The sequence below is a fragment of the Nocardiopsis sp. NRRL B-16309 genome (genome assembly GCF_001279585.1).
Taxonomy (GTDB): Bacteria; Actinomycetota; Actinomycetes; order Streptosporangiales; family Streptosporangiaceae; genus Nocardiopsis.
This window is the reverse complement of record NZ_LGEC01000114.1, coordinates 12,566-35,445: the sequence shown is the minus strand read 5'-3', so window position 1 is coordinate 35,445 and position 22,880 is coordinate 12,566. Positions and strand designations below refer to the sequence as shown.

The 22,880-nt window shown below is 71.7% G+C and carries 18 protein-coding genes; 11 read left to right on the top strand and 7 right to left on the bottom strand.

The features are described from left to right. Positions 1–248 precede the first annotated feature (248 nt). From ADL05_RS24695 to ADL05_RS24665, 7 genes are all read left to right on the top strand, one after another. Positions 249–2,861, top strand: a complete 2,613-nt coding sequence (locus tag ADL05_RS24695) for a LuxR C-terminal-related transcriptional regulator (protein WP_053619405.1) — start codon at positions 249–251, stop codon at positions 2,859–2,861. Positions 2,862–3,561: 700 nt separating this feature from the next. Beyond that, positions 3,562–4,413, top strand: coding sequence for a glycosyltransferase family 2 protein (locus tag ADL05_RS24690; protein WP_082376877.1), 852 nt, complete (start codon positions 3,562–3,564; stop codon positions 4,411–4,413). A gap of 165 nt (positions 4,414–4,578) precedes the next feature. Beyond that, on the top strand, positions 4,579–5,154 hold the full coding sequence (locus ADL05_RS24685) for a hypothetical protein (protein ID WP_156366018.1): 576 nt from the start codon (positions 4,579–4,581) through the stop codon (positions 5,152–5,154). Positions 5,155–5,400: 246 nt separating this feature from the next. Further along, positions 5,401–6,096, top strand: a complete 696-nt coding sequence (locus tag ADL05_RS24680) for an RNA polymerase sigma factor (protein ID WP_082376875.1) — start codon at positions 5,401–5,403, stop codon at positions 6,094–6,096. A 79-nt stretch (positions 6,097–6,175) separates the two neighbouring features. Continuing rightward, positions 6,176–6,811 carry an SCO family protein gene (locus tag ADL05_RS24675; RefSeq protein WP_053619403.1) on the top strand — a complete coding sequence of 212 codons (636 nt, stop codon included), beginning with the start codon at positions 6,176–6,178 and terminating at the stop codon, positions 6,809–6,811. After that, positions 6,808–8,073, top strand: a complete 1,266-nt coding sequence (locus tag ADL05_RS24670; RefSeq protein WP_053619402.1) for a Dyp-type peroxidase — start codon at positions 6,808–6,810, stop codon at positions 8,071–8,073. Before ADL05_RS24675 ends, ADL05_RS24670 begins: the two co-directional genes overlap by 4 nt. Before the next feature lie 107 nt (positions 8,074–8,180). Beyond that, complete coding sequence (locus ADL05_RS24665; RefSeq protein WP_053619776.1) at positions 8,181–8,729, top strand: copper chaperone PCu(A)C; 549 nt, start codon at positions 8,181–8,183, stop codon at positions 8,727–8,729. Positions 8,730–8,851: 122 nt separating this feature from the next. Here the strand turns inward: ADL05_RS24665 and ADL05_RS24660 are convergent, their stop codons facing one another. Then, positions 8,852–10,312 carry a PepSY domain-containing protein gene (locus tag ADL05_RS24660; RefSeq protein WP_053619401.1) on the bottom strand — a complete coding sequence of 487 codons (1,461 nt, stop codon included), beginning with the start codon at positions 10,310–10,312 and terminating at the stop codon, positions 8,852–8,854. A 260-nt stretch (positions 10,313–10,572) separates the two neighbouring features. Between ADL05_RS24660 and ADL05_RS24655 the strand changes: the two genes are divergently transcribed. Further along, positions 10,573–11,271 carry a hypothetical protein gene (locus ADL05_RS24655; RefSeq protein WP_053619400.1) on the top strand — a complete coding sequence of 233 codons (699 nt, stop codon included), beginning with the start codon at positions 10,573–10,575 and terminating at the stop codon, positions 11,269–11,271. Positions 11,272–11,520: 249 nt separating this feature from the next. On the opposite strand, the gene ADL05_RS24650 is transcribed toward ADL05_RS24655, so the two are convergent. From ADL05_RS24650 to ADL05_RS31310, 3 genes are all read right to left on the bottom strand, one after another. Next, positions 11,521–13,347 carry a protein kinase gene (locus ADL05_RS24650; protein WP_082376871.1) on the bottom strand — a complete coding sequence of 609 codons (1,827 nt, stop codon included), beginning with the start codon at positions 13,345–13,347 and terminating at the stop codon, positions 11,521–11,523. A gap of 886 nt (positions 13,348–14,233) precedes the next feature. Continuing rightward, a complete protein-coding gene (locus ADL05_RS24645) occupies positions 14,234–14,929 on the bottom strand; it encodes a class F sortase (protein ID WP_053619398.1) in 696 nt (231 codons plus the stop codon). Further along, on the bottom strand, positions 14,929–15,417 hold the full coding sequence (locus tag ADL05_RS31310; protein WP_053619397.1) for a hypothetical protein: 489 nt from the start codon (positions 15,415–15,417) through the stop codon (positions 14,929–14,931). Before ADL05_RS31310 ends, ADL05_RS24645 begins: the two co-directional genes overlap by 1 nt. A gap of 542 nt (positions 15,418–15,959) precedes the next feature. Between ADL05_RS31310 and ADL05_RS24635 the strand changes: the two genes are divergently transcribed. Continuing rightward, on the top strand, positions 15,960–16,319 hold the full coding sequence (locus tag ADL05_RS24635) for an MmcQ/YjbR family DNA-binding protein (protein WP_053619396.1): 360 nt from the start codon (positions 15,960–15,962) through the stop codon (positions 16,317–16,319). Between the two features lie 33 nt (positions 16,320–16,352). On the opposite strand, the gene ADL05_RS24630 is transcribed toward ADL05_RS24635, so the two are convergent. The 3 genes from ADL05_RS24630 to ADL05_RS24620 all read right to left on the bottom strand — a co-directional run bounded on the left by ADL05_RS24630 (position 16,353) and on the right by ADL05_RS24620 (position 18,696). After that, on the bottom strand, positions 16,353–17,366 hold the full coding sequence (locus tag ADL05_RS24630; protein ID WP_053619395.1) for a hypothetical protein: 1,014 nt from the start codon (positions 17,364–17,366) through the stop codon (positions 16,353–16,355). A 91-nt stretch (positions 17,367–17,457) separates the two neighbouring features. After that, positions 17,458–18,096, bottom strand: a complete 639-nt coding sequence (locus ADL05_RS24625; RefSeq protein WP_053619394.1) for an HD domain-containing protein — start codon at positions 18,094–18,096, stop codon at positions 17,458–17,460. Between the two features lie 162 nt (positions 18,097–18,258). After that, on the bottom strand, positions 18,259–18,696 hold the full coding sequence (locus ADL05_RS24620) for a hypothetical protein (protein WP_053619393.1): 438 nt from the start codon (positions 18,694–18,696) through the stop codon (positions 18,259–18,261). A 653-nt stretch (positions 18,697–19,349) separates the two neighbouring features. Here ADL05_RS24620 and ADL05_RS24615 point away from each other — a divergent pair. Next, on the top strand, positions 19,350–20,378 hold the full coding sequence (locus ADL05_RS24615; protein WP_082376869.1) for a glycoside hydrolase family 11 protein: 1,029 nt from the start codon (positions 19,350–19,352) through the stop codon (positions 20,376–20,378). A gap of 720 nt (positions 20,379–21,098) precedes the next feature. After that, complete coding sequence (locus tag ADL05_RS24610) at positions 21,099–22,730, top strand: hypothetical protein (RefSeq protein ID WP_053619392.1); 1,632 nt, start codon at positions 21,099–21,101, stop codon at positions 22,728–22,730. Positions 22,731–22,880 lie beyond the last annotated feature (150 nt).

The window sequence follows — 22,880 nt, the reverse complement described above, 5'->3', positions numbered from 1 at the left end:
CTGGATGCGGCAGGCGGTGTCCGCGGTGGAGGTCGACCGCGGCGGGCGGCGGCCACGGGGTCCACCGAGCACGGGGCCCACCGGCGGTGCCGCCCCGCCGAAGCCCGGGCCGGACGACACTTCCCGGCTCCCGGCGCGCCGAAGGACAAGGTAGTGACGCGCACCGCGGTGCCACCATGGTGAATTTCTGACTACGGCCCCACGCGGGACCGGCCGCAAGGCATCGATCGCTGTTAGGCTCCCTCGTCATGGCTCACGGACCGGAGCCGCGGTCCCCGCGCGAACACCAACGGCGCGACCTGGTCGCCGCACTGTCGTCACGGACCGGAACGCGCCGCGCACACCTGGTGGAGGGCCCCGGAGGCATCGGCAAGAGCCATCTGCTCCGCGACCTGGCGGGGGAGTTGCGAACCGCCGGCCTCGTTCCCCTCCTCGTCTCCGGTTCCACCATCGGCGCGGACATCCCCCTGGGAGCGTTCGCCGGCCTCGAACCGTCGGTGGCGCAGGCCACGCGGGAGGAGTCCTCGCCCACCGCGCGCCTGATCTCCTACCTCGCCCAACGGCGGTCCGTGGCGATCCTGCTCGTGGACAACGTCGACGCACTGGACCCGGCCTCGCTGTTCGCCACGGCCCACCTGGTCCGCGACACGCACCTGCGCGCGGTGGTCACGACCCGGCGGCTCACCGAGGCCCCCGGGGCGGTCCGCGAACTCTACGACCACGGCAGCCTGACCGCGCACACGCTGTCCCCGCTCTCGGAGACCGAGTCGGTGCGGATGGCCGGGCAGGTCATGGACGGGCACCTCACCCCCGGGGCCGCCGCGGCGATCGCCGCCCGCGCCGAGGGCAATCCTCTGCACATCCGGGAACTCGTGCGCGGCTCGCGCGCCGAGGGAACCCTCGTGCACACCGTCCACGGATGGGACCTGAACGGCCCCCTGCGCCCCACGAGCCGGCTGACGCAGCTCATCGGCTCCCACCTGCACGCCCTGCCCGCGCACGACCTCGCGCTCGCCTCGGTCCTCGCCGCGGCGGGAGAACTGCCCGTGTCAGCACTCGCCCACCACGAGTGGGACCACCTCATCGGCGAGAGGGTCGCGGCGGAAACCGACGGATGGCTGCACCTGGCACACCCCCTCTACGACGAGGCTCTGCGAGCCCGCGTCCCCGACACCCACCGGCGCAGGCACCGCAGGCGGGCGGCCGAGCTGCTCGCCTCGGCGGCGGAGTCGGTCGCCCCCGCGCGGGCCGCCGACCTGACCAGGCGGTCCGTGATCCTGGCCGTGGAGTCCGGTGACCCCGTCTCCACCGAAGCGGCCGCGGCGACCGCCGAACACGCCCACGCGCTCATGCGGCACGACCTCGCCCTGAGGATCGCCACCCGTGCGCTGGAGAGCGCCCCCGGCGACGTCCGGGCGTTGAGCGTGGCCGGGCGGAGCGCCTCGGCACTGGGCGAAGCCGACCTGGCCGACCGCCACCTCGACCTCGCACTGGAGCGCGCGCGAACCGACACCGAGACCTCGACGGCGGCTCGGGCGAAGGCGCACCACCTGGCCACACGCCACCACCGTGCGGCCGACGCCGCCCACCTCCTCCAGGAGGCGCTGGAGCGCGTCAGCGATCCCGTGGAGACCGTCCGGCTGGAACACGACGCCTTCCAGTGGCGGATGGTCGGCGGCCTGCACGCGGTTCTGGCCCCACCGGTCACCGCGTCCCAGGACACCGCGTACGCCCACGCCCTGCTGGTCACGGTGATGGCGACGGTGATCACGGGCCCCCTGGCGGAGGTGGAACAACTCCTGCGCCGACTGGAGGAGGTCCTGCCCGGGCACCGGGAGCAGTTGCCCGCGGCCGACCAGATGACGCGCCTCGCCGGGTACATGGCACTGTCCTACACAGGGGACGTCGTCGCCACCCGCGGCGCGCTGGAGCAGGCGATCCGCTCCTGCACGCTGGAACACCCCCAGATGCGCGGCACCTGGGAGTACGCGCTCGGACTCACCGAACTCCTCACCGACGACGCCGAGCGCGCCCACGCACTGGCCGCATCAGCCGTCCGGCACCTTCGCTGGCGGGATCCCATGGGCCTGCTGCCAGCCGCCCTCGCCCTGGCCACGGCCGCCTGCACCGCCGTGGGCAGGCCGGGCGAGGCCGGGATCCACCGGAGCGCCATCAGCGAGGCGAGCCTGGCCGACCCCAAGGTCAGGATGCAGCTGACATGGGCACGGGCGTGGGACGAGCGGGCCTCGGGCAGGCCGGAGGAAGCCGCCGCGACGCTGGCGGAGGGCGCCCGGTACCTGCTCGACGCCCGGCACGTGTTCCTGGCGGGGATGCTGGCGCACTGCGCCGCGCGGCTCGGCCGTACTGGGCCGGTGGCCAAGCTCGTACAGGAGGCCGCCGACGCCGCGGGCGGCGGCCTCGCCGCCTTCATCCAGGAACACGCGGCGGCGGTGGAGCACCGCGACCCCGAGGCGGCGGCGGACCTGTTCGCGCGCGCGACGGATCTGGGCATGGGCGCCACCGCCGCGGACACCGCGCTCATCATGGCCCGCTGGTCCTCGGCGGACGGAGACCGGCGGGCCGCGGACCTGTGGAACGCGCGCGCCGCCCGGATCGGACGGGGACCGGCCCTGTGGTCGGCCGTGCCCGACCGGTCCGTGCTGCTCACCCCCAGGGAGTCCGAGGTCGCCTTCCTGGCGGCACGCCGCCTGACCTCGAAGGAGATCGCCCACCGGCTCGGCAGTTCCCCCAACACGGTCAACAACCAGCTCGCCGCCGCCTACCGCAAACTGGGTGTGCGCGACAGGGCCGAGCTGCGCGAGGTCCTGGCTCCCGAGGACGAACCGCCCGCCCCGGCCTGAGGTCGCGCGGGGCTCTGGGTGCGGCGCGGCCGTGGAATCGGGGCGGTCGTCCCGGCGGCCGTCCCGACGGCGGGGGAGTGCAGGGCCCGGGTTCGGCCGGTCTCGGCCCGGTCGGCCGCTTGGCCCCCCTCACCCGAACTGCTCCCCGGTCGATGGAACTGGACTTCCCGGTCCAACTTCCGGGGAGCAGTTCACACCCCGGTCGGCTCCCGTGCCCGGTCGCCTCGACGCGGTCGACTCGGTCAGCTTCGGCCAGGTCGGCCCCTCGCCTCGGTCGGTTCCTTGGTCCCCTCGACCCAGTCGGCTCCTTCGCCCCCTCGCCCCGACCGCCCCATGCCCCCGATCCGAGCCGTCGTGGGCCGCTCGCCTGCCAGGTCGCCGGGTGTTCGCCTTCCGGTCACGGAGACCGCGCCGTCCGTTGCCCTCCCTGATGTCCCATGGTCTCGGAGCTCCGGAGCCGGTTCCCCGACGCCGGACACACCGGGGTTCGCACCAAGGAACCAGTTGACCGCTCACCTCGCCGCGAAGTGCCCCGAGCACTTCGAGCGCGCTGCGGTGCCGACGGAACACCGCGGCCGGGCGGGGTGGCAACCGGACCGGGGTGTCGTCTCCGCGGCGCCCCCACCGGCGGACGAAGGAGAGGACGGCCGTGGCCGGCATCGAAATCCCGAGAAGACGGCGCGTGAGGTCGGCTCGGCCGGTGACGCCGCCACCGACGGTGTCGCTGGTCATCCCGGCGTTCAACGAGGAGACCACCATCGAGCGGTGCCTGCTCGCCGCACTCCGGCAGACCCAGGCCCCTCGGGAGGTCATCGTGGTCGACAACCGGTCGACCGACGGCACGGCGGCGGTCGCCCGGCGCGTGGCGGAGTCCCACCCCGGCGCCGGGGTGCGGATCCTGCGGCAGTTCGACGTCCAGGGGCTCGTCCCCACGCGCAACGCGGGGTTCGCCGCGGCGCGGGGTGACATCATCGGACGCATCGACGCGGACTCCGTCATCGCTCCGGACTGGGTCGAGCACGTGTCCAGGGCCATGGGCGATCCGGCGATCGGAGCCGTCACCGGCCCGGTCACCTACTACGACGTGCCCCTGTTCGGCTCCTCCTCCGTCTCGGACGACCTCGTGCGGCGTCCGCTCTGGCATCTGGGCAAGAGCCGCTGCCCGTTCCTCTACGGCAGCAACATGGCCATCCGGGCCCAGGCGTGGCGAGCGATCGAGGGCTCGGCCTGCCCGGACCACGACGACGTCCTGCACGAGGACATCGACCTGGCGGTGCACCTCAAGGAGACCGGTATCCGTGTCGCCTACGTGCCCCGGATGCGGGCGGGGGTCTCCGCACGCCGGATCGAGTCCTCCCCGTCGGCCTTCCGGGCGTACACACACCGCTTCAACGCCACGTACGAGAGCCACGGCATCGATCACTGGACGCTCAGGGCGCCGCGCCACCTCCTCCAGGGGCTGTTCTGGGGCCTGCGCTCGGCGTCGTCGCTCACTCCTTCCTCCGCCACGCGCAAGGCCGACGCCGACCTCGGCCTCTCCCGGAAGGTGTAGCGGCCAGGCCCGCTGAACACGCGCCCCGGCCCCGCCTCCCGGCCCCGCCTCCCGGCCGTGCCGGGCGGACCCCGCCCGGCAGGTCCCCGGCGGCGGGGACCGGAGGAGGCGTTCGCCCCGCCCCGCTGGAGCCATCGGCGACGGCGGTGGGACGATATGCGGGAGATGAGCGAGAACAGTGCGTGCCGTCCGCTGCGCGCCGGGGTGTTCACCCTGGTGTGCGCGAGCCTGTCCGCACACGGGCACGCGCTCAGCTCCGGGCACGACGTTCCGCTCCTGGGCCTGCTGCTCGGTATGCCCGTCGTGTTCGCGATGGCCTGGGCGGCGTCGAACCACCGCCAGGGCTGGGCGGCCCTGACCGGGTGGATGCTCTGGGGCCAGTTCGCCCTACACGTGACCTTCAGCTACGTCGGCTCCTTCGGGACGCCGCACAGCGCGTCGCACGCGGACCTCGCGGTGGCCGACGCGGCGATGCCCGCCTGGACGATGATCGGGATGCACGTCGTCTCCGCGCTGGTCAGTGCCTGGTGGCTGCGCCAGGGGGAGACGGCCCTGTTCGCCTTCCTGCGCTTCATGGCGCTCTCCCTCCTGCCGCTGCTGCTGGTGCTGGGCGGACCGCCCGCGCCGCGCGGACCGGTGGTCCCGCGCCTGCGGGCCGCCGACGCGTGCGTCCGTATCCGACTGCCCTACCTGCGGCACAGCCTCATCCTGCGCGGGCCGCCGGCGTCGCTCCCCGCCTGAGACCCCGCGTTCGCCGCACCCGCCGGAACGCCGGGGCGCGGCCTCCCGTGCCGTGACCCGTCCTCCGCCGCGTGGATCCGACACCTGCCTCCGCCGTGTCGGGGAACGGTCAAGCGCGCCGTTCGGGCGCCCGTACCGACCCTTCTCCCCACTCCGGGCGTGCCGCCGACGCGGCCGTCCGACGAGTACCGCGGAACCCGCCGGCGCGGGAGCCGGCGACCGCGGACGGCGACAGAAAGAACGGACATGCTCTCCCTCTGTGAGACCTCCCCCTCAGCCGTGCCCGACGGACCCGCGGCGGTCGATGGGCGCGTGGCGTCCGACAGGACCGCCGCCTCTGACAGGCGTGCGGCCGCCGACGGGCCCGCGGCGTCCGACCGGCGGGTTGCCGCGGACAGGACCGCCGCCGGGAACGAGCACGGTGAACTGACGGTCCTGGCCCTGCGCGCCAAGGAAGGCACCCGCGAGGCACTGGACGCCCTCTTCGCACGCACCCGCGACGACGTGGCACGCTTCATCGCCCGCCGGGTCGATCCCTCGTGGGTCGACGACCTGACCCAGGAGACCTTCTCGCGCGCCATGCGCGGCCTGGACCACTACGCCGGCCGCGCCCCGGTCCGCTCCTGGCTGTTCTCCGTGGCGCGGCACACCGTGGCCGACCGCTACCGGTCCCAGAACCGCGTCCCGCGCCACGAGACCGTGGACACCTGGACCGAGTCGGGCACCCTCGCCGAGCCGGGCCGGTTCGACGAGTACCTCGCCCTGCTGGACCTGCTGGACGCCCTCCCCGAGGACCGCAGGACGGCCTTCGTGCTGACCCAGATCCAGGGGATGCCCTACGCCGAGGCGGCCGAGGCCATCGGCGCGCCCATCGGCACCGTGCGCTCCCGGGTGTCCCGCGGCCGCCGCGACCTCGCCCAGATGCTGCGCCAGGCGGCCTGAGCCCGCTTCCCCGGGGCGGGGCCCCGGCGCCCCGCCCCGTTCCGAGAGCACCCGGCCGTCCGACGGCCGGCCACCGACCATGAGAGAAACCACCACCATGATCTCCCGTCCCGCACGCGCTCTGGCCGCGGTGCTCTGCGCCGCCGCCCTCACCCTGGCCGCCGGCTGCGCCACCGGCGATCCCGTCGCGGAGGCCGACTACTACCTCGACCTGTCCGACGAACCGATGGCGGCCTCCGACATCGACCTGGCGACCGTCGACGGTGAGCCCTGGAGTTTCACCGACGTCGCCGACGACCGGCTCACCCTGCTCTTCTTCGGCTACACCAGCTGCCCGGACGTGTGCCCCATGACCATGGCCGAGATCGACCTGGCCCTGGGGCAGGCCGAGGACTCCGCCGACGACTACGACGTCGTCATGGTGAGCACCGACCCCGCCCGCGACACCGACGAGCAGCTCCGCTCCTGGCTGGATCGATTCGACCCCTCCTTCCAGGGCGTGCGCGGGGACATCGACGCCACCGTCGAGGCCGCGGGCGACTACGGCATCCCCATCGACGCCCCACAGGAGACCGAGGGGCAGTACCTGGTCACCCACGGCGGTCGCATCGTGGTCCTGCTGCCCGGCGGCGAGGCGGCGGGCATGTTCGACGAGGGCACCGAGGCGGATCAGATCGCCGCCCTCCTCCCGGCGCTCGCGGACGCCCAGCTGTGAAGGGCCCCGCCGAGACCGCCGACGGGCACCGCCGACGCGACGTCCTCGCCGCCGCGGGTGCCGCCGGGGTCGCCGGCCTGGCCACCGGGACGGTGACCGGGGCGGCCTTCACCGAGTCCCGCGACACCGCGGACCGCGACGCCGCACTCGCCCCCGCCCGCTCCCGGGCGGGGGACCGCGACGGCCTGCCTCCGGCACTGCTGACACCCACACCCGCCCACGTCCACCTGGTCGCGGTGGACCTGCGCTCCGAGGAGGGGAGCCGAGCGCGCGAGGCCGCCCGCCGGGTCCTGCGGATCTGGAGCCGCGAGGCGGCCGCCCTGCACGAGCACGGGCCGGCCGCCCTGGTGGAGGGCGCGCCAGCCCAGGGGCTGCACCCCGCTTCGCTGGGCGTGACCCTCGGGCTGGGGGCCTCCCTGCTCGCCAAGGCCGGGGCCGGCGACCGGGTTCCCCCGCACCTGGAGGAGTTGCCCGCCTTCGGCACCGACCACCTGCGACCGTCCTGGTGCGGCGGGGACCTGCTGCTCCACGTCGGCGCCGAGGACCCGGTCGTGCTCTCCTCCGCGCTGAACCACCTGCTCGGCGCGGTCGCCGCCCACGTGAGGGTGCGCTGGTCGCTGCCCGGATTCCAGCGCTCGGCCGCCGCGGCCGCCGACCCGGAGGCCACCCCGCGCAACCTCATGGGCCAGATCGACGGCACGGTCAACCCGCACCCGTCCGAGGCGCTGTTCGGCCCGCAGGTGCTGGCCGTGCACCCCGAACCCGCGCTGGCGTGGATGGACGGCGGCACCTACGTCGTCATCCGCCGGGTCAGGATGCTTCTGGACGACTGGTTCGGCCTGGACCCGAGCGACCGAGAGGCCGTCATCGGCCGCCGCCTCGCCACCGGCGCCCCGCTGGGGGGCACCGCCGAGGACGACCGTCCCGACCTCACCGCCGTGGGGGAGGACGGCGCGCCCGTCATCCCCCACGACGCGCACATCCGACTGGCAGCCCCGGAGAACACCCTGGGCGCCCGGATGCTGCGCCGGGGCTTCAACTACGACCTGGGATGGGACACCGACGGGAACCGGGAGGCGGGCCTGGTCTTCACCGCCTGGCAGGCCGACCCCCGCGCGGGATTCACCCCCGTCCAGCGGGCCCTGGACGAGGGCGGGGACGCCCTCAACCCGTTCATCCGCCACGAGGGCAGCGCGCTGTTCGCCGTCCCGCCGGTGCGCGCTGGGGACCCGTGGACCGCGCACGACCTGCTCGGCGGGTGACGGCGCGCTCCGGCGGGAACCGGAACCGTCCCGGGAGCGACTCCTGTGACGGGCACGCGCGCGCCCGCTCCACCACCGACCACGACCACACGGAAACCGAGTACACCATGCCGTTCCCACGCGTCACACGCCCCCTCGCCGCCCCCGCCGCACTGGCCGCCGCTCTGCTGTCCGCCACGGCCTGCGGCACTCCCGCCACGGCTCCGGCCGCCGACGCGGCCCCCGAGGAGGCGCGCGGCCACGCTGTGGCGGGAGACCTGGAGATCTCGGGCGCCTGGGTGCCCGAACCCGCGAACCCGCGGGTCGCGGTGCTCTACCTGGAGGTGGCCAACGCCGCTCACGAGGACGCGACGATCACCGGTGTGACCACCGACGCCTCGCCCGACGCCGACCTGTGCAGCACCGAGACCACGGAGTCGGGGGCGTCCCGGATGCGGGTCGTGGAGGAGATCCCGGTGGCCGCCGGGGGCTCCACCGCCCTCGTGGACGGCGGGTACCACATCATGCTCAACGACCTGCCCGAGACCCTGGCGGCCGGGGACGAGGTGGAGGTGACCCTCGCCTTCGACGGCGGACGCGAGGCGGAGTTCACCGCCCCGGTGGAGCCCATGGCGGCCGGGAGCACGCCCGAGGACGACCACGGCGCACACCACTGAGCCCGCACCGACACCGACCCGGGGCCCGGGTGCCCCGCCACCCGGGGCCGGAGTCGTCGCCCCGGAAGCCGCTCACCGGGCGTCGGAATCCACGGCCGAGGCCTCCTCGCCCCGGAAGCCGCTCACCGGGCGTCGGAATCCACGGCCGAGGCCTCCTCCGCCTTCCCGGCGCCGCGGTTCTCCTCGGCGGCCGGGCCGGACGGGGCCGGACTCCTCCGGCGGCGCTCCCGCCACCCCAGGAGCGCGTCCACCGCCAGGAACGCCAGCAGCGACACCCCCAGCAGCGGCACAGCCCAACCGGTCAGCGCCAGGACGGCGACCACCGCCGCCTTCCACGGCCACGACAGGGACCGGAAGGCGCCCCGCGGGTAGGGGCGGCCCACGCCCAGGGCGCGGTCGCGCGTCGGCCGGCGCTGCCACCACATCCGGTAGCCCCACACGACGACCACGATCAGTCCCACCGCCACGGCGGTCAGGACGAGCTGGTTGGGCACCCCGAACAGGACCCCCATGTGCGCGTCGATGCCCCACCGGCTCAGCTTGGCCACCAGCGGGTAGTCGGAGAAGCGGACCACGTCCACCACCTCCCCGGTGTCGGCGGCGACGGCGGCCGCGTCGACGCTCGTCGGCCAGGAGCGGTCGATCTGTGTGACCGTGTAGGGAGCGGCGGGGCCCTCCGGGAAGGCGACCTCCACCCGCCCGTCCAGCCCGGCCTCCCGGGCGCTCGCCAGCACGGTGTCGACACCTGCGTCCACACCGGGGGTCGCGTTCGGAATCTCCGCTGACACGGCCGGGGTGGTCCAGGCCAGCCGTTCGCGCAGGTCGGCGATGTTCGCCCCGGCGTACTGCGACCAGGTCATACCCGTGGCCGACAGGAACAGCAGTCCCGCCAACAGCCACAGCCCGATCGCCCCGTGCACCGACACCGACCGGGACCGGCCCGGCGACGTACCCGCTCCGGGCACCAGCAGACGCCGGGCGCCTCCGCGCCCGCGCCGACGCCGCAGCGCCGCCGAGACCCACAGGGCGGCCCCGCCCAGGGCGACCGCCCAGGTCCAGCTCGCCGCCAGTTCGCTGTACAGGCGGCCCGCGTCGCCCAGGTGCAGATTGCGGTGCAGCGTGTCCACCCAGGTCCTGACCGGCAGGGCTCCGCTGGTGCCGTAGGTGTCCATCACCCCCAGCACCTCGCCGCCGTAGGGGTCGACGAAGACCGTCATCCGGTGGCTCGCCGCCGACTCGGGCAGTTCGAAGAGCACCCGGGTGGAGTCGTGCTCCCCGGTGGCCGGGCGCACCGCGTCCGGTTCGGTGCCAGGCAGTTCGGCGCGGGCGATGCGCACCTGTTCGTGCAGGGGCAGGCGTTCACCCTCAGGTTCGACGTGGAGCTGTTCGGCGTGCACCGCCTGTTCGAGCTGCGGCGTCCACACGTAGAGCAGCCCCGTGACGGCGGCCACCAGGATGAACGGGGCGACGAACACCCCGGCGTAGAAGTGCAGGCGCAGGATCAGCGGTCGCAGCGCGGCCCAGCCGCCGCGTCGCGCGGGACGGGCCCGATCCGGTGCTGGGGCGTCGGGTCGCGGTTCCACGTGGTCGTACTCCTCGGAACGGGCACCGGGTGGTCGTGTGCCCGGTGACAGGTGCTTTCTCCCCTCTGTGGTCGTTCGACCGGGCGTCCGGGTTCCCGCCGCGAGCGGATCCCCGCAGATCGGTCGGCGCGGAGCAGCGCACCACGGGGAAGGGACACTCGCGGTGCTCGCGAGGCGTGTTCCCGGGGCGGGCCGGACCATCGATCGCACACCTCGGGGGTTGTACGGCCCGCGCCACGGCCTTGTGCCAGGATGCGGGCATGAGCCCCCGAACCCCTGAGTCGGCTCTGCCCGCGCTGGGCGCCCTGCTGGACCGCTCCCTGGTCCAGATCGCCGACGCCGCGCACACCTTCGACCACCAGACCGTCACAGCCGTGGCCGACGTGTGGGACAACAACACCTTTCCCCTGTTCCGCGCAGCGACGGGACGCTCGGCCCGCCAGCGGGAACGACGTGCCCGAGCGGCTCTGGAATGGATGGCCCGCCTCAGCCCACAGCGGCGGGCCTGGATGGTGGAGCAGACCGCGATCGCCGGGTACCGGATCGACACCCATCTGTCGGGTACTGGTCGCCGAGCCGAAGCCCGGGTCCCACCCCGTCAGGGCGGGGGCCGGCTCGACGAGCCGCCGCAGAAGGGCGAACTGACGGGTTCCACACTGGGCGCGGCGACCTTCCTGCTCCGCGCGATGGTGCTGATCCGCTCGGTCGGCCATTCTCAGGAGGCAGCACGAGTCCCGTTGGCCGCGTATTGCCGTGCACTGCGAGGGGCAGGCCAGGACATACTGTCGGCCGGTGCACGCCCGCGTCGGCAGCGTGAAACGGCCTTCCGTTCCCTGATTGCCGCATGGCTTCGACGCGGCGGTCCCGACCTGGTCCGGCACTGGAACCGGCTCCTCGTGAACGTTCCGGACGCCAGGGAGCTGGCACGCGAGGTGCGTGACGACCTGAGCGAGACGTAGGCCGCTGTGGAAGGTGCTGGAGCTGGCCGGAACCAGGAGTCGCGAGAGATCTAGGGCCGCAGCGTCCCCATGGGGCGGCATGGAAGATGAGAACGGGAGCGGTGTCCGGGATAGCGACTTCACCGACCAGGGCCGGGCCGAACGAGATGTCGTTGATGTTCCATGCGAGTGCGATGGAGGATCACGCGTATGCGCGGCCGGTGGAGGGCGCCGATCCGTGCAGGAATCCGCCGCCCACAGCCAGCGGGGTCACGCCGCGCCCAGGCACACGATGAAGCCATCGACCAGGGTGTGACTGTCGACCATCGGTGTCCAACCGGGCACGCTTTCGCACACGTGGTTTCTTTGCAGGCCCGCCCCCTCGATGTATGCGGGGGCGTTGTTCGTTGCGGGTTGCCGGCCGAGGACGGTGTACTGGGCGGCTGCGGCACCGCAGGGGACCTCGACGTGGATGCTGGGCCTGATGGCGCTAACACAGTCCCCCGACGCCAAATCTTCGGTGCCCGAGTTCAGCCACTGACTGACGAAGACTGAGAACGGCTGGTGGTTGGAATACAGCAGGACAGCAACGACAGTGGCGACAAGGGCGATGATCAGTTTCCCTGAGGAGGCGTCCTTTGGCCTCTTCGGGGCTACTGGTCTCGTCGGTGCCCTCTTCGTCTGTTCCGGGAAGACGAAGCTTCCGGGCCAGCGCCGGTAACGGGAGGTCGTGACGCCGTTGCGGGTGGAGGGGGCGTAGGAGTCTTCACCCGGACGGATCTCGAAGGTGACCGGGCCACCGTCCTTCAGGGTGATCAGGCCCGCGTGGACGGCGGCAAGACCCACCGAGGAGTCATCGCGGTAGACTCCATCTCCCCAGACCATCCCCTGGCTGGTGCTTCCGGCAGGGGGAAGGGTGGCGGTGAAGGTTTCATTGTTGCGCCCCCGGAAGTTCACGGCTGTGAAGCTCCACTTCACGTTGGTGTTTCCGATGGGCACCGGTTTCGACCGTCTCGGTTTCGCCGGCCTCTCCGGAGACCTCTTCGAGTCCTTCTGCCTCTCCGGCCCTGGGCGGATCGATGAATGGTGTTCGATGAGTCCGGCGAGGATCTGCGTACGCGAGCCGCGTGGTCTGGATCTGGGTTCGGCCTTGGCTCTGGTCCTGGGTTTGGCGGAGGTGGGGGGCTTCTTCTGTTTGGTCGGGGTCAGGATCTTGGTCTTGTCATGAACGATGATCTCGGTGACGGCTTCGGGCAGCCACTGCCCCTCGGGACGGGCGCCGCCGTCGCTACACAGAGCGGTGAGGTCGTCCAGTACCTCGTGTGTGGCGGGCCGGTCGTCGGGGTCCTTCGCCAGGCAGGCTTCGATCAGGTCCGCCAGGCCGTCGGGCAGGCCGGTCAGGTCGGGGGGCTCGTGCACAATGCGATAGGTCACCGCGTGTGCGGGGCCGGTGCCGAAGGGGCTGTCCGCGGTGGCGGCGAAGGCGAGCACACAGCCGAAGGCGAATACGTCAGTGGGTGCTGCGACCTCCTTCGACGCCCGGGCCTGTTCGGGGGACATGAACGCGGTGGTGCCCATGACGGTGTGGGTCTGGGTGTAGGAGGTGGCGTCCAACGCGCGGGCGATGCCGAAGTCGATCAGCCGTGGCCCGTTCTCAGCGAGGATGATGTTGCCGGGTTTGACGTCGCGGTGGACCAGGTTCTGGGCGTGGACCGCGGTGAGGGCTTCGGCCAGTCCGGCGCCGAGGACGGCCACCGACGCCATGGGTAGGGGGCCGTGGTCCAGAACGGCCTGGTGCAGGGTGGGTCCGGGGATGTAGGCGGTGGCGAGCCAGGGCGGGTCGCCGTCGGGGTCGGCGTCGACGACATGGGCGGAGTAGAAGCCGCCGACCTTGCGCGCGGCTTTGATTTCGACGGCGAAGCGTCGTCGGAAGTGCGGATCCCCGGCCAGGCCGGGGTGTACGACCTTCACCGCGACCGGGTACGCGCCGGAGGATCGGCCCAGGTACACCCGGCCCATGGCGCCTTCGCCCAGTCGTTCGTGCAGCGTGTAGGGGCCAACCCGGGTCGGGTCGCCATCGTGGAGGGGGTTTGCCATGGCGCCGTTTCCACCTGAAGTCTTCTTCCGGTCTGCCCGATGATGTCAGAAGGGCACGTCTTTGGGTACCTGTCGTGTTGCCAGAGGGAGCCTGGGATGGCGGACCACATGCATGTCCTGGCCGTGGATAGCGGTGCCGCCGGAGATCCAGGGCCGGCAGTCAGAGGCCTTGCTGCACACCACTGGTGGCTTGGGCGCGGCCAGAACGGTTTCGCTCCGGGGGACCGCGGTGGTCAGCGTGAAGCCAGTGCTCTGAATAGCACTTCGGTGGCATGATCGTGTGAGGAAATTTTGTCTGTAAGGAATTCTGAAGCTCTTGGTGTCTTCCTCAAGGTGGCGGCTGATTCGCGACTTTCCTGGCGCGCCGTAGGGCTTGCTGGGCGAGGAATAACCGCGGACGCGGCCAGTACTGACTGGATCTCTTCTGTGGGAAAGAAATCGTTGAATGGCGAGGAACTGTATAAGCTCCTCACGGGGGAGATGGGCTTGGTTGAAACACTAAGTGAGGCGTGGGGTGGTTTTGATTGTGGAGACATGTCTGGCGTAGACTTTGAAAATCTACTGGAGAAGTGTGTTCTGGGGCTCGAAGAATGGGGGAAGGGGTTCCTGGGGAAGTAGCACCCCATCGTGTTCGGGAGATTCTTATAGGTTTGTGCGGGTCCAGGTGGCTTCTGAATGCGAAGGATTTCCAGTTTCCGATCTGTTCGTTGTTGGGGGTGTTCAGGTTGCCAATGAGTGTCTTCGTTCGTGACTATCCGGAAGCCTTGGGGGTACGGACACTGGACATCGACACCGCCTGGGGGACCCCGTATCTGGGAGCACGTTCTGCCTCGTCCGCGGCGCTGTTTCGTTCCGGGGCTGCTCGGAATCAGTGGTTCGTATGGGATCACTTCGGACCTGGGACTGATGCGGTGGTGCCGGGGGTGTTGGCGAGGGCGGCGAAGACGATGAGGTTGTCCGAGTAGTGGCCGGTGGCGGTGTCGAAGTCACCGTCGCAGGTGATGAGACGCAGTTCCGGGCGCTCGGTGTCGCCGTAGACCCGCTCTGTCGGGAAGTCGCCCTTGGCGTAGCGCTCCACCGCGTAGACGGTGAAGTCCACGACGGCGCCGTCCGCGCGCTCGACCGACACGGTGTCCCGCTCGCGCAGCTCGCCCAGTCGGTGGAAGACCGCCGGACCGGTCACGGAGTCCAGGTGGCCCGCCAGGACGGCGGGCCCGTCCTCGCCGGGGGCGGCGCCGAGGGTGTACCACCCGACGGCCGCCCAGTCCTGAGGGGCTTCGAGGCGGTTGTCGCTGTTCAGTCCGAGTTCGACCATGCGTGAGGTGTGCAGGTCGATGTCCTGGATGGTCAGCCGCTCGGGAGCCGATCGCCCCAGGGCGGCGGGTGCGCTGTCGGCTGCTGGGACGGACGGCTCGGCCGGGGCGGCGGAGTGCGGCGCACTGATGTCGAGGGGTGGCGGGGAGGGAGCGTAGGCCTGCCCGAGCCCCAGGGTCAGAAGTGCGATGCCGGTTCCCGCGCACGCGGCCGTGACCGCCGCGGCGATGGAGCTGCCGCGGCGGCGGGTGCGCGTGTGACGGCCCATCAGCCGTCGCGCCCCGGCTTGCGGGTCAGGACGAGTCCGCTCGCGGCCACCGCCACGAGGACGCCACCGGTGCTGACCAGCCACAGGTTCGATCCGGCGTCCGCGGTGCCGCCGGCACCGGTGTCCACGCCGCCGACCGGGGTCTCGTCGCCTCCGTTCGGGTCCTCCTCGGTGTCGCCCGAGGTGTCCTCGTCCGTCGTGTCCTCGCCCGAGGTGTCCTCGTCCGAGGTACCGGTCTCCGTGGTGTCGTTGGCGTTCTCGCCCACGTCGTCCTCCTCACAGCCGATGCCGTCACCGTCGGCGTCGAAGTTGTGAGGGTCGCCCTCGCTGACCTCGAAGTTGCGCTCGCTGATGTCCTCGCAGTCGAAGTCCGGCGGAGGCGGCGGGGCCGGGTCCTCCGCCAGGGCCGGTGCGGCGGCACCCAGAGCGAGTGCGGTGCCGAAAGCGAGCGTGACGGCAGCGGTCGTCGCGGTACGCGTGATGTCCATGTGTTCCCCTCGTGTTCGTGATGGGGCTCAAAGCCGTACGCGGTGCGCGCACCGGTCTCCGGCGCCATCATCGAATGGGATATACACCCACAAACCGGGCGAGAATCCTTCTGCCCGAGTCGTCGGAAGAACAAACGTTGTCGACATTTCGACGGGTGTTCGGTTCTTGGCGAAGAATCGATCGTTCTCGCGGGCGTCATAGACGGGGATGTGGGATGACTGTCATGGCGGCTGTGGTCGGGCGGCAGTCGACACGCGGGGGAAATCGGGAGAAGTGCAATAAATCGACTGCCGTAAAGCCGATGGTTCATGGTGATGCTGCTTGGCGTTGTCGTGGCCGGGGCCATGCACGAACCTTGCCGAGCGTGGCCCGTGCGAGGCGGGGAAGTGTGCGCACCGAGGATGGCTCGACGGCGGGCCGCCACGTCTGGTTCGCTGCGGCTGCGGCTGCGGGCGCGGGCGCGGGGGGGCGCCTGGCTCTGGGCGGAGCCGTCGGGGACTCCAGCGGCTCCGGTGTCGGTGGTGTGTGGTTGTCTCGACGTATGGGTGTTGAGATCGAGCGGTTCATGCGGTTGGTGAAGGCGCTGCCGGACTGCGAGCACAGGGACTCGGAGCAGTACACGACGTTCCGCGTCCACGGCAGGCCGTTCGGTTACCTGTGGCCGCGTACCGCCACGGTGGGCCTGAAGCAGACGCTGCTGGAGCAGGCCGCGCTGGTGGCCGAGCGGCCCGATGTGTTCGAGGTGCAGTTCACGGCCGGTGGGTTCGGCTGGGTCGTGGTCCACCTCGACGCCGTCGACCTGGACGAACTCAGTGAGCTGACGCTGGAGGCCTGGTACCTGACGGCACCGGAGGAGCTGCTCGCCGCCTCGCCGACCCCGGCGTCCTTGGTCGCGGCCTGATCCGGAACGCTCATCGGCCCGAGGCGGGGCGGTTCAGGTTGGCCGCCTGCGTTGGTCCAGGCCGTGGACGGCATCGCCGAAGAGCTGTTCCAGGACGTGCTCGTCGCGCTGGGTGTCCACCCCGGCGGCGGTGATCGTCTGGACCGCCGGGTAGCCGCGCAGACCGACATCCGTCGGCCGTCCCGCGGAGACGAGCGTGTAGACCTCGCGGATCGGATAGGTGTGGACGGCCCTGACCTGGTGCGCGAGGTGGTCCAGTGCCGCACTGGACCGGAGTTCGCGCAGTACCTCTTCGTCGCGCACGGCGAGCTCGATCCAGCCGAGGTAGGTCCCGTCATCCTGCCACTGGTGCGGTACACCGGGCGATCTCATGACCGAGCGCGAGTACGGGGGCAGTGGCTCGACGCGCAGGCGCAGCACGTCCGGATGCTCGCTCCACGGACGCGCGATGCGCTCGGCCAGGGTGCGATGGAACTCCTCGGTCGACGAGGCCGCGGTCCTGGGGACGAAGCAGAGCAGGAACGTCGGCACCGGGGGAGGGCCCTGCATGGCCGGGTCGTTGATGTGATCGACCAGAGTGCGGCCGCCGGAGGTCAGTTGGGAGCCGATGCGGCCGAGGAAGTGGCGCGCGTCGTTGGGAATGGTGTCCTGCGTGATCGGATTCCGGCTGAACACCGCCAGGTCGTCCTCGGACAGGAAGAGCCCGTGCGGGACGCCCTGGGGCTGGGCCGTGTCCGGCGCGTCGAAGGAGACGTCCTCGACCGGTGGCCAGAGATCGGGTCGGTTGGGCGAGAGGCGCAGCTGTCGGCAGTGCCACAGGCCCGGAGCGCGGGCGAACATGATCCCGTGCACGTCGCGCCAGTAGTCCTCGCACACGCGTCGCGGAAGGTCGGCACGCCACCAGCAGAAGGCCGTCAGGGCCATGTCGGCGGCGTTCTCGATGCGGGCTGTGTCCGCGCGACCGGCGTGGGCCTCGGCCATCAGCTCAACGGCTCGCTCCTCCTTCGGCCGGGCGGTGTTCCCTGCTGTCTGCTCCTTGTCACTCATGGACTGTACCCCTACCCAGGGGAGTCGTTCGGACCGGATGTCCACCGTCTCCGTCCGTCCAGGGCCGCCCGCTTGCTCAGCCGCCTCCGTCTCAGCCGCCTCCGTCCGTCGCGGGCGGGGTCTCCTCGGAGGTGCCGACCAGGGAGTGACCGTACGCGGCCACCAGCGGGTTCAGCTCCGGGGTGCCGAAGCGCGTGCGCATCTCCTTGAAGCGGATGACCTTCTCCTCGCCGAAGCGGGCGACGGACGCGGCGTAGGAGTCCGCCGTGACGAACACCGGTGGGTTGCGCTTGCTGTGGAACTTGTCCGCGTACATCACCAGTTCCTCTTCGGGGGATTCGGCCACGTAGTCCTTCTCCGGGATGGGCAGCCCCTGCTCCCGGACGTCCACGCGGGTCAACCCCACACCGGTGTGGTGGGAGCAGAACCGGCACAGTGCCCCCGGAAGTCCCTCCCCTGCGAGGATCTCGTGGCCGAGCACGCCGTGGCTCACGTAGTGCGCGTGGTCGAGTCGGCCGGTCGTGCCGAACAGGCGGTAGACCCCGATGTCGTGCAGCAGGCACCCCGCACGGACCAGGGACCGGTTCAACGCGAGCCCGGAGCGGTCGAGCAACTGCTCGGCGACCGCGCACACGATCTCGCAGTGTGTGTACACGAGCGCGAACGCCTCGGGTGTGGGCGCGTACTTCTCGTGCAGAGCACGGATCTCTTCGTCACTGGGGATCACCATGGCCTCGACGGTAGTGGCGGCGGGCTGTGGACCGGTCATGGGCGGGGAACGCTGGGCCGGTGTAGGTACGGGGGATCGTGGTTCGGGGCTTCGGCGCATGCGGACTGTGGCCCGATCCCGCTCGGTGAGCGCGCACGGATCGTGGCTCGTCGGCTCCGGCCTTCACCGGAGTTCGTCGAAGGCGGCGAGGTCGATCTCAGGGGCGCCGGCGTACTCCACCCCGCGTTCGGGAGGCACTGGTTCGCCCGAGGCCGCGTCGGTGCAGTGCGCGTTGAACATCTCCGCCTCGTCGAGCGGGAACAGGGTGCGTTCGCCGACGCGCCAGCCCCGGACGAGCGTGACGGGGACGGCGGTGCCGTCGGGAAGCGTGTGGGAGATCCGGTCGGTCAAGGTGCGCAGGACCAGCGCGGAGGGCGAGGGCCTGGAGATGGCGGCGCACAGCCGCTCCACCACAGCTGGATGTTCGACGTCGAAGCCCTCCCCGCGCGCGTCGATCGCGGTGGACATCGGATGGCCGGTGTTCAGGGTGAGGACGTGGTGGTCGCCGGGCAGGTCGCGCAGGAGGGCGGAGAGCAGGGTACGGGCGTCCGTGGTCAACATGACTTCAGTATGTGCTGGTGGAAGCGCCCGGATCCGGTTGTCCACAGGGCCGGTTCGGCCGGGGCGGGGCACTCCTGTCGCGCTGCCGCGTCAGACGCGACGCTCGTGCCCACTGGGGTGTCAGCCGTCCGGTTCGCGGGTCGGTGCCTCCAGGGGGCTGATTCGAGTCCCCCGTGAAGAAGGACCTGGACCGAGTGCCGGTCCGACTCGGCCCGACTCGGCCCGGACCCGGACCCGGACCCGAGCAGGATGTCCGCCCGAAGGACCTTCGTGCGTCGGGGCGCACTCTCTGTCGCAGATTCCTCGGCCGGTGGCGGTCAGAGCGCACGACGAGGCAACTATCCGAAACTTTTCGGAAAGATTGTTCGTGAGTCTCCAGGCGACTTTTGATGACTTCTGGCAGTGGAGAGTGCGCTGATTCCTTCCATGCCATTCAGCAGGCTTGATGTCATTTTCGGGCGCCCATGGCTATCGAAAGTTTTCCGAAACCATTGACACGCCACGCGGGCGGACGAATACTCGTCACCGACGGCGACCGGGCAGAGCCGCCCCGTGGCACGGCATCGCGCCACCGCGGCACCGCCCCGGCCGTCGGCAGCATCGCCGGGCCGTCCCGCCATGGCCCGGTCCCTCCCATCCCCCCAGGAGGAAGCATGTCCACCTACGACACCCCCGTCCGCCCACGGAGCCGCAGCCACCCCGCGCCGGCCCGGTTCGGCCGTGCCAGGAGGCTGCTCGGCCGAGCGTGCGCCGTCGCGTCGGCGCTGGTCCTGACCGTGACCATGCAGCCGGGCGTCGCGAATGCGGCCGTCACCTCGAACGAGACCGGCAACCACGACGGCTACTTCTACTCCTTCTGGACCGACGCCCCCGGGTCGGTCTCGATGGATCTGGGGTCCGGCGGCAACTACAGCACCTCATGGAGCAACACCGGCAACTTCGTCGCGGGCAAGGGCTGGAGCACCGGCGGGCGCAGGAGCGTCGAGTACTCCGGCAGCTTCAACCCGTCCGGGAACGCGTACCTGACGCTCTACGGATGGACGCGGAGCCCGCTCGTGGAGTACTACATCGTCGACGACTGGGGCACCTACCGGCCCACGGGCGACTACCAGGGCACCGTGACCAGCGACGGCGGAACCTACGACATCTACCGGACGATGCGCTACGACGCGCCGTCCATCGACGGGACCCAGACCTTCCCGCAGTACTGGAGCGTCCGCCAGTCGCCGCGTACGAGCGGAACCATCACGACCGGCAACCACTTCGACGCGTGGGCGAGCCACGGGATGAACCTGGGCAACCACGACTACATGATCATGGCGACCGAGGGCTACCAGAGCAGCGGGAACTCCAACATCACGCTGGGTTCCTCCGGTGGCGGCGGCGACCCGGGCGACCCCGGTGACCCGGGCAACGGCGGCTGCACCGCGTCGTTGTCCGCGGGCCAGCAGTGGAACGACCGGTACAACCTCAACGTGTCGGTGTCCGGTTCCGACGACTGGACCGTGACGATGAACGTGCCCTCCCCGGCGCGGATCAGCGCCACCTGGAACGTCAACGCCACCTGGCCCAGCTCGCAGGTGCTGACGGCCACCCCCAACGGCAACGGAAACAACTGGGGCGTGACCATCGACCACAACGGCAACTGGACGTGGCCGACGGTCTCCTGCAGCGCCAACTGACCCGGACTCGTCGGAGTCCCTGACCGCGTGGCCGTGCCGGATGGTCTGCCCCCGGCGCGGCCACGTTCGATCGTGACCGCCGTGATCGCCGCGACCGCGGGACCGCGGTGACGGAGGCGCCAGCGGGGCCGCGTGGTGTCACTGGCACGGAAGGGCGACTCCCGGGGGCCAGGTTCACGTCGCGGCCCGAGTCCGCCGCCCGAGCCCGCCCCCCGGACGCCATCCGGGTCTCCGCTCCGGTCCGAGCCCCGAATCCCGACTCGGTCCACGCCACGGCCGAGACGTCCGTCCAGGAAGGCCCGCGTCACCCGCGCTGCGCAGTCGGCGCATGAGCGCGGGGAACGGACGGCGTAGGGCGGCGGAGTCGCCCAGCACGGCGGTCAGCTCGCCCGGCCGCAGCCCTTCGTCGAGGACGCGGCGCGCGGCCCGCTCCAGCGAGGTGCGATCGGCGCCGGGATCGTTCAGGGCGTCATCCGGGACCTGGGCGAGCCGCAGCGCTGGACCAGGCCCGGTTCGGGGGATCGCCCTCCTCACGACCGCCCACCCCGGCTCGTCCCCGCCCGGTCACCCCTGGTGTCCCGGCCCGCTCGACGCGGCCCGACGCGGGTCCGGGCACGGCCACTCTCCGTGGGTACGGGGACGGACGCGGAGCGTCCCCGTCGTGCGGTAGGAAGGGAGGCGCATCCGCCCCTTTTCCACCACACGGACACGGAGCAGTACATGGACCCGCAGACCCCCGGCCCCCTGGATCAGGGCGAACTCATCCAGGAGCTCGGGCAGGCCCTGGTGTCGGCGACCCCCGAGGGCTGGCAGCAGCTCACCTACCTGGCCAGGGTGATCGGTGCCCTCAACGACGACGTGCTGGCCGTCCAGGGCGCGGACGGCCAGGTCGGCCAGGTGCCGGTGCCCGACGGGGCCCGCGACGCGGCCGAAGCGCTCAAGCGGCGCTGCTACCAGGAGGGCAAGGGCACCTGGCTGTCGATGATCGTCTCGGTCCACCACACCGGGAAGGTCGACATCGAGTACAACTACGACACCGAGCCCGACCTGACCCGTGAGCCGAGCCCGCTCGCCTACGCACAGGAGCTGGAGCGCTACCCGCGCGCGGACGACGTGCTCCCCGACTGGATCCGGGCCAAGCTCGACCAGGCGCGCGGCCTCGACACCGGCGCGATGACCTCCGCCATCGGTGCCGCTCTGGTCGCCGCGTGCTCCCGCGAGGGCCTGGTCGCCGAGCACCGCCCGCCGACCGGCCTGCGCGTGGCCCTGCCCGACGGCGCGGTCCTGCTCGACACCGACATGCGGACCACGTTCGACCAGGCGCTCATCATGCCCGAGGACCAGTGGGAGGGCCTGGCCGCCCACTTCGCCGGGTACGTCGCCCAGGCCGCCCGGGGACGCGACGCCGGACCGGCCGATTCCGCGGGTTCCGCCCCGGCCGCGCCGACCGGGGCGACCACCCCGGTGGACCCCTCGGACGGTGTGGCCACCGCCCTCGTCTCGGCCTTTCGCGACCTGGGTTCCGAGGTCGCCTTCCAGGACCGGAACACCCTGGTCATCCCGATGTCGAACGGCAACACCGCCTCGGTCGACATCGGCGGCTTCCGCACAGCCATGGACAGCGAGGCTCCCGAGAAGGTCGCCGAGCACGCGGCCGGATTCGCGCGCAACGTCGTCGACCAGCTGGACCGGGCGACGCGGCAGGGCACCGAGTCGGCCGGGGAGCTCCGGGTCCGCGTCTACCCGGTCTCGGCCTTCCCCGAGGGCGCGCTGGAACAGCTCGTCGGTCGAGAGATCGCGCCCGGTCTGTGGCAGACCGTCGTCGTCGACAGTCCCCAGAGCCTGCAGCCGCTGTCACGAGCGGCGCACGAGAGCTCGGGCCGGTCGGACGCCGAGGTCTTCGCCGCGGCCGTGGCCGCGTCCCTCGCCGACCCCGTCGAGGTGAGCGAGCACGACATCAACGGCACGCGGCTCGTGCACATCGGTGGCGGTCACCCGTATGTGGCGGCCAACGTGCACGACCTGGACCGGCACCTGGGGGAGGCGCCGCACGGCGCCCTGGTGGTCCTGCCCGTCCCGGAGGTGCTCATCGCGCACCCGCTGGGCCAGGCGCACCCCATCGCGGCCATGGAGAACCTGCGCGAGGTCGCCCAGCGCTTCGCGGCCGACGCGGAGAAGCCCCTCAGCACGCAGATCTTCTGGTGGCACCCCTCCTCCCGTACGAGGGAGCAGAGCGCGCCCGCGGACCTGCGTCCCGTCGGGGCGGAGGTCGACCACGAAGCGGGGTCGGTCACGCTGCACACCTCGGACGACGAGTTCGGGCCGCTGCTGAGCTCGCTGATGGGTCAGTAGCCGGACAGCGGAAGCCGGATACCGCACCGGAAGCCGATGAACAGGTCGGGCCCCGGCCGTCCCCGCGGGGACGGCCGGGGCCCGCTGTTGTCCGCCGTCCCTGCGTTGTTCGGGGCCGGTGCGGGCAGGCGCGGGCGACACGGAGGCGGA